Source organism: Microbacterium sp. (assembly GCF_029263575.1).
GTDB lineage: Bacteria > Actinomycetota > Actinomycetes > Actinomycetales > Microbacteriaceae > Microbacterium.
The window spans coordinates 1-5,059 of sequence record NZ_JAJUFV010000188.1; the positions used below are offsets into that span (position 1 = coordinate 1).

Consider the following 5,059-nt stretch of genomic DNA (forward strand, 5'->3'; position numbering starts at 1 on the left):
CCGGTGCCGATCGACACGGCAGTGCTGCAGGCGGGGGAGCGGGCGGCTCTGTCGGCGCAGCTGCGCCCGTCACCGCCGATCGGTCTCGGACCGGTCGCTGCCGTCGCCGGTGCCACCGCGATGATGGACATCTCGGATGGGTTGGCGATTGATGCCGGGCGCCTGGCCACAGCATCCGAGGTGACGATTGACCTGGTCCGGGTCGCGCTCGGCGACAACTTCGAGCGCGCTCTCGGCGGCGGCGAGGATCATGCGTTGCTCGCGACCTTCGGGCCGGATGCGTTGCCTCCGGGATTCCGCGTGATCGGGACCGTCCGCGCACAGGGCGCAGACGCCCTGCTGTGCGAGGGCGCGCCGATCGAGAACGTCGGCTGGGACCCCTACCGCGACTGGGACTCCGCGACCGGCTGAAGCCACCAGAGAGCGGTGTCGCCATACTGCTTCTCACGGAACACCTCGAGACCGATGGCCTCGGGCGCAGCGCTTCGTCGTGTGCGTTCGATGATGACGATGGCGTCTGCTGAGAGCAGCGGAGCCAGGGCAAGCAGATCAGCCGTCATCTGCTGGTCGTCGACGTCGTACGGCGGGTCGGAGAAGACGAGGTCGAAGGGCCCGGTGACGCGCCCGAGAAATGCGCCGACGCCGCTCTCATGTACCCGTGCGGATGCCGTGCCCATCGCCTTGGTGACGACGTGGAGGTTTCGACGGATGACGGATGCCGCGGCGCGCGAGCGCTCGACGAGGTCGTCGCTCGCGCCGCCGCGGCTGAGCGCGTCGAGTCCGAGCGCGCCGGAGCCGGCATACAGATCGAGCACGCGGGCACCGGCGATGGCATCCGCTGATTCCAGGGCGCCGAACAGGGATTCGCGCACACGGTCGCTCGTCGGCCGCGTTCCGGTGCCTGGCACATCGAGGCGCAGACCGCGTGCTTTGCCGGCGATAATCCTCGTCATCCGTTCAGCCTATTGGTGTCTGCGGTGTTCTCTAGACTTTAGCCATGGCCCTCACCCTCGATACGAGCCTGTCTGACGCGCTCGGCCCGCCCGTGGCGAAGAAGCTCGCGCGCGCGTTCGAGATGACCACGGTGGGCGAAATGCTAGCGCACTATCCGCGCCGTTACGCCGATCCTGCCGAGCTCACGCCGATTCTCGACCTGCCCGTGGGGGAGACCGTGACGATCGTCGCCGAGGTGCTCTCAGCAACGCCGCGCGTCATGCGCAATCGTCCGGGGGCGATGACCGACGTCATCATCGGCGACGGAAACGGCCGGGTGTCGCTGACCTTCTTCGCGAAGGACTTTCGCCAGGCGCAGTGGCGTGCGACGGAGATGCGCCCTGGCCGGCGCGGTGTGTTCTCAGGCAAGGTCGGCTCGTACCGCGACGTCACGCAGTTCGCTCACCCCCAGTACGAGCTCTTCGACGACGAAGCCACCGCACAGGCCCGTGCGGACGACCGGGCCAGTCGGCCGATTCCGATCTATCCGGCGACCTCAGCCATATCGACCTCACAGTTTCGTGAGCTGGTCGAAAAGGTGCTACCGCAGCTGGGCGACGTGCCCGATCCGCTCGCGGCAGAGGTCAGGCAGCGTGAAGGGCTCTTAGACGCACGCACGGCGCTGATTCAGGTGCATCGGCCGCAGACCAGCGGCGAGGTCGACCCGGCCGTGCGGACCCTCCGCATGCACGAAGCTCTCGTGCTGCAGACGGCTCTGCTGCAGCAACGCGCTGAGGTGCGATCGCTCAGTGCGACGGCGCGCCCGGCGCGCGAAGGTGGGCTGCTCGAGCGATTCGACATGGCCCTGGAATACACGCTGACGGCCGACCAGAAGACTGTCGGCGATCAGATCATGAGCGATCTCACCGGCAGCTGGCCGATGAATCGTCTCGTGCAGGGCGAGGTCGGTTCGGGCAAGACGCTGGTCGCGCTTCGCGCCATGCTGCAGGTCGCTGAGTCGGGCGGACAGTGCGCCCTCATCGCCCCGACCGAGGTGCTGGCGGCACAGCACCTGCGCTCGATCACCCGGATGCTGGGGCCGGAGCTGGCACCGTTGCTGATGCCGACGCTGTTGACCGGCCAGCTCTCAGCGCCGGAACGGCGAAAGGCTGCGCTGCGCGTCGCCTCGGGACAGGCGCTCATCGTCGTCGGCACACATGCGCTGCTGGGCGAGAAGACCACCTTCGCCGATTTGGGGCTGGTAGTGGTCGATGAGCAGCACCGCTTCGGCGTCGAACAGCGCGAGGCCCTTCGGGCGAAAGGATCCAGCCCGCACGCTCTCGTGTTGACGGCGACACCGATTCCGCGCACGGTCGCCATGACCGTGTTCGGCGATCTCGACACCTCCGTGATTCGCACGATGCCGTCTGGTCGGGCGGGTATCGACACGTTCGTGGCGCCATTGGCGGAACATCCCGGTTGGTTCACTCGAGTGTGGGATCGTGCCGCCGAAGAGATCGCGAAAGGGCACCAGGTGTTCGCTGTGTGCGCGGCGATCGACACGACGAAGGAGACGGTCGAAGACGAGCAGGCGCTGGCCGTGCCCGAGAGCGAGACTCCGACCGGGCCGCGGTGGGGCGTCGTACAGCTCGATGAGCTTCTCGCGACGCATCCGACCGTCGGTGAACTCAAGCGCGCTGTGCTGCACGGCAAGATGCCCGCCGAGGAAAAAGACGCGGTCATGCGCGCTTTCGCCCGCGGTGAGATCGACCTGCTGATCGCGACGACCGTCATCGAGGTCGGCGTCGACGTGCCGAACGCGTCTGCCATGATCGTGCTCGACGCCGACCGGTTCGGTGTCTCACAGCTGCATCAGCTTCGTGGCCGTGTGGGGCGCGGCACCGTGCGGGGGCTCTGCCTGCTGGTGACCGAGGCCGAAGAGGGGGCGCTTGCGCGTCAGCGAGTCGACGCGGTGGCGGCCACGCTCGACGGATTCGCCCTCGCCGAGGTCGACCTCGAGCTGCGCGGCGAAGGAGACGTACTCGGCTCCACCCAGTCGGGTATCCGATCGTCACTCAAACTGCTGCGCGTCGTGAAAGACTCGAAGCTCATCGCCAGGGCGCGCGAGCTCGCGGAGCAGATTCTTCAGACCGATCCGCAGCTGGAGGCACACCCCGGCCTGCGCGACGTCATCGCCCGTCGCGTGTCCGAGAACGATCGGGCGGCGCTGGCCAAGAACTGACTATAGGCTGGTGGCATGGCCTTCACTGATCGATCGAAGAAGACGACGTGAGCAACCGGATCGCCGTCGTACCCGGTTCTTTTGACCCGCCCACCCTCGGGCACCTCGATGTGATTCGTCGGGCGGCCAAGCTCTATGACGAACTGCACGTGCTCGTCGTGCACAACCCGGGTAAAGAAGCGATGCTCCCCATCGCACAGCGTCTGTCACTGCTGGAGCAGTCGATCGCTGAAGATGGAATGAGCGGGCGCATCGTGGTCGGCTCGTGGAGCATGGGCTTGCTCGTCGACTATGCGCGCGATGTGAACGCGAGCGTTCTGGTGAAAGGCATCCGCTCGCAGATCGATGTCGCCTACGAATCGCCGATGGCGATCGTGAACCGCCATCTCGCCGAGATCGAGACGGTGTTCTTGCTGCCCGATCCTTCGCACGCCATGGTCTCGAGCTCGCTGGTGCGGCAGGTGGCCGGGCTTGGAGGAGACGTCGCGCCGTTCGTGCCGCGGGCGGTGGCGGCTTTCCTCGACACGGGTGCGCGAGGGCTCTGATCCGCGGCGCTGCCGAGCGGACATTCCCAGCCCCATGTCGGGGCTTGGCCGGTAGCATGGAAGGGTGAAGACCCGATTGAACGGCCCCTTTGTCGTGCCGGCACGTGACATCGTCCGGCACCCGGGCGAGATGCGCGAACACTCGTTTTCTGTCGCTCTGAAAGAGCAGTGGGGCGAGGGAATCGTCTCGTATGAGGTCGGTGCCGAGTTCGATCTCGAGGTGCGCCTCGAGGCCGTGCATGAGGGAATTTTGGTCTCGGGAACGGCGGATGCCGAGTACACCGGCGTATGCGGACGCTGCCTGACAGACATCACCGAGCCCGTCGAAGTCGAGTTCCAGGAGCTTTTCGCGTATCCTGGTGAGGAAGAAACTGACTTCGAAGTTCAAGACGACCACGTGGATCTTGAAATCGTCGTCAGGGATGCGGCCGTATTGTCGCTTCCATTTCAGCCGGTGTGTCAGCCGGATTGCCTCGGGCTCGACCCGGTCACAGGTGAGCGACTGACCGAAAGCGCCGAAATCGAGCAGGACGCTCCCATCGATCCTCGGTGGAGTGCGCTCCAGCAGATCACAGACCAGGGGAACACGGCAGACAGCCGTGCTCCCGAGAACACAGAAGAGAGTTAGCCATGGCTGGTAACCCCCCGAAGCGCAAGGTTTCCCGTTCGAACACCCGCTCGCGCCGCGCGCAGTGGAAGGCAGAGGCTCCGGCCCTCGTCAAGACCGTTGAGAACGGCAAGACCGTCTACAGCCGCCCCCACCAGGCGAAGGTCGTCACCGACTCGCAGGGCACCGAGCTGTTCATGGAGTACAAGGGCCGCAAGGTCTCTGACATCTGATTCACGGTCTCACGATCGTGACAGGGGTCCACACAAGAGCAACGCCTCTCGCTGAGAAGCTCAGGGTCGACATCGACCCTGAGCTGCTTGCGTTAGCCCTGACACATCGCTCGTATGCCTACGAGCACGGTGGCATCCCGCATAACGAGCGCCTGGAGTTTCTGGGCGACTCGATCCTCGGCCAGGCAGTCACGGTGATGCTGTTCACGACGCTGCCCGATATCGACGAAGGCCAGCTCGCCAAGCGGCGGGCGAGTGTCGTCTCCACGGTGGCTCTCGCCGAGGTCGCGCGGAGCATCGGTCTCGGCGAGCACCTGCTGCTGGGCCGTGGCGAAGAACAGACCGGCGGGCGCGACAAAGACTCGATCCTTGCCGACACCATGGAAGCTGTGATCGGTGCGACCTATCTTTCGGCGGGCCCGGATGCCGCGACCGATCTGGTGCTGCGCCTCACCGAGCCGCTGCTGGCCGATCCCGAGCGCTACGGTGCGGCGATGGA

General features: G+C 66.0%; 6 protein-coding genes and 1 pseudogene. 6 read left to right on the forward strand and 1 reads right to left on the reverse strand.

The features are described from left to right. A pseudogene (locus Q1J95_RS14285) lies at positions 1 to 411 on the forward strand (thiamine-phosphate kinase); the annotation flags it as partial. Here Q1J95_RS14285 and rsmD read toward each other — a convergent pair. Beyond that, positions 381 to 953 carry a 16S rRNA (guanine(966)-N(2))-methyltransferase RsmD gene (gene rsmD / locus Q1J95_RS14290; RefSeq protein WP_300268731.1) on the reverse strand — a complete coding sequence of 191 codons (573 nt, stop codon included), beginning with the start codon at positions 951 to 953 and terminating at the stop codon, positions 381 to 383. The pseudogene Q1J95_RS14285 and the gene rsmD sit on opposite strands and share 31 nt — an antisense overlap. Positions 954 to 997: 44 nt before the next feature. Between rsmD and Q1J95_RS14295 the strand changes: the two genes are divergently transcribed. From Q1J95_RS14295 to Q1J95_RS14315, 5 genes are all read left to right on the forward strand, one after another. After that, complete coding sequence (locus tag Q1J95_RS14295; protein ID WP_300268733.1) at positions 998 to 3,175, forward strand: ATP-dependent DNA helicase RecG; 2,178 nt, start codon at positions 998 to 1,000, stop codon at positions 3,173 to 3,175. A 47-nt stretch (positions 3,176 to 3,222) separates the two neighbouring features. After that, positions 3,223 to 3,720 carry a pantetheine-phosphate adenylyltransferase gene (coaD, locus tag Q1J95_RS14300; protein ID WP_300268736.1) on the forward strand — a complete coding sequence of 166 codons (498 nt, stop codon included), beginning with the start codon at positions 3,223 to 3,225 and terminating at the stop codon, positions 3,718 to 3,720. Between the two features lie 76 nt (positions 3,721 to 3,796). Next, complete coding sequence (locus Q1J95_RS14305) at positions 3,797 to 4,348, forward strand: DUF177 domain-containing protein (protein WP_300268741.1); 552 nt, start codon at positions 3,797 to 3,799, stop codon at positions 4,346 to 4,348. A 2-nt stretch (positions 4,349 to 4,350) separates the two neighbouring features. Further along, positions 4,351 to 4,560 carry a 50S ribosomal protein L32 gene (gene rpmF, locus Q1J95_RS14310; protein ID WP_300268738.1) on the forward strand — a complete coding sequence of 70 codons (210 nt, stop codon included), beginning with the start codon at positions 4,351 to 4,353 and terminating at the stop codon, positions 4,558 to 4,560. Positions 4,561 to 4,577: 17 nt separating this feature from the next. Beyond that, positions 4,578 to 5,059 (forward strand): ribonuclease III family protein (locus Q1J95_RS14315; RefSeq protein WP_300268740.1); only part of this gene is annotated, 482 nt, incomplete at its 3' end.